This is a genomic window from Anaerolineae bacterium, from assembly GCA_014360855.1.
Lineage (GTDB): Bacteria > Chloroflexota > Anaerolineae > JACIWP01 > JACIWP01 > JACIWP01.
Genome location: JACIWP010000404.1, coordinates 1 through 1848 on the forward strand (window position 1 = coordinate 1; position 1848 = coordinate 1848).

A 1848-nucleotide genomic window follows, 5' to 3' on the forward strand; every position below is an offset into this window, starting at 1 on the left:
AGCGCCGGCCGGCAGGCTCATCGGGGCCGCCGTATGGATGACATGCGTCCTTTTTCTGCTGTCCGCCTGCGCGCCTCGCCCAGCACCACCCGCGCCGGCCGCCGCATCCCCTACCCCTCCCTCGGTACCCGCCGGCGCAGTGCTGGGCATTGAGCTTACCTCTGAGCGCGATGAGGGCCAGGTCGAGCTGGCTGTCGGCACCGGTGCCCGCTGGGCCCGGGTCCCTCTGCGCTGGCGAACCATCGAACCCCGTCGGGCGAACCCGCCGGCCTACCGCTTCGGCACATACGACAAGCTCCTCAGCGCCCTGCGCCAACATGGCTTTCAGATCATCCTGACCGTGCGCGACAATCCGACCTGGGCCGCAGACACGCCCTGCGGCCCGCTGAACGCCGCCGGCCAGGAAGCCTTCCTGCGCTTTCTGGAAGAGGCTGTCTCCCGCTACCGCCAAGCCCCCTACCAGGTCCAGCACTGGGAGCTGTATAACGAGCCGGACAACACCGATGCCGAGACCTACGGCGCCCAAGGAGGATGCTGGGGGAACGCGCCGGCCGCCTATGCCGAACTCCTGCGCCAGGCCTACCCGGCCATCAAAAAGGCCAACCCGGAGGCCGTGGTCATATTTGGCGGCCTGGCGCTGGAACAGATCGAGGGTAATCCCTTCAACGTGCATTTCCTCGAGCAGGTGCTGGACGCCGGCGCCGGCGCCTATTTCGACTGGGCCAACTTTCATTACTACCCCGCATTTTCCTACCGCTGGGACCGGTTCGGGCGCGGCATCCAGGGGAAGGCCGCCTATCTTCAGGGCATTTTGACGAAGGCAGGGGCGGAGAAGCCCATCATATGCAGTGAGGTAGGACAGCCCACCGCCGGCCCCGCGGCCGAAGGGTATTCGGACCAGAAGACCGCCGATGAGATGGTGCGCTCCTATGCACGCGCCGCCTGGGCCGGCTTGCCGGCCGCCGTATGGCACAAACTGCAGGACCGCCCAGACGATGTGCGATTATATGGCCTGGTGGACGCCGGCGGCGCGCCCAAGCCGGCCTACCGCACCTTTCAGCTCCTGGCACAACATCTATCGCGCGCCTATTTCCGGGGAGAGCTGAGCGTGCCGGCGGCCGGCCCGCTGGAGGCATATGAGTTTGACTATAAGGGGGAGGGTTTCACCCACCTGGTGATCGCGTGGCGGAATGGGGAGGGGCCAGTGGTACCCCTGCGCATATCCGCCCCCCGCGCCATGGTATATCGCTCCAACGGGGAAGGGGCAGAAGTTCACGCTGATGGATCGGGCGGCACTGCTTCCCCTGGTGAAGATATAACGATCCAGGTTGACTCTCACCCCCTGATCCTTCTATACTGACTGTCCCCAGCGCGTATTGCGCGAATGCCGGCCCTTCTGCCTAAATTAACGATACTGTTTGACATACCAGCATAGCTATGCTATCATAAGGCAGCGCGAGGGAATTGCGTGTACAAATACCGGCATGCACGGCAGTTACGGCAAGGAATTGGACGCGTGGCCCTGCGGGATTTCCGCAACGACACATTCGCACACAGACAGGATTTTCCCCTGACCTTTGAGGAACTGCGCCTGCTGGTGGAACTGCAGGACCGCTTCTTCCCGCCGGCCACCTTCGAAACCCGCCTCCCGGCGGTGCTGTCCTTTCTCGCCGACTCTTATGCGCTCGACGGCATTGCGCTTTTCCTGCTCTCCCCCCGACAGGATGAGCTGGTGCTCCACAGCCAGGCCGGCCTGCGGGGTTCCCTGACCGTGCTCCAGCATCTTCCCATCGATACCGACCATCCCCTCATCCACGCACTCCTATCGGGCCAGTGCCGGCAGTGGAT

At 64.2% G+C, this 1848-nt stretch carries 2 protein-coding genes; both read left to right on the forward strand.

The annotated features are described in order from the left end of the window. The first annotated feature begins 37 nt into the window (after positions 1–37). A complete protein-coding gene (locus tag H5T60_14515) occupies positions 38–1360 on the forward strand; it encodes a cellulase family glycosylhydrolase (GenBank protein MBC7243644.1) in 1323 nt (440 codons plus the stop codon). Positions 1361–1516: 156 nt separating this feature from the next. Beyond that, a partial coding sequence (locus tag H5T60_14520) for a hypothetical protein (GenBank protein MBC7243645.1) occupies positions 1517–1848 on the forward strand: 332 nt, incomplete at its 3' end.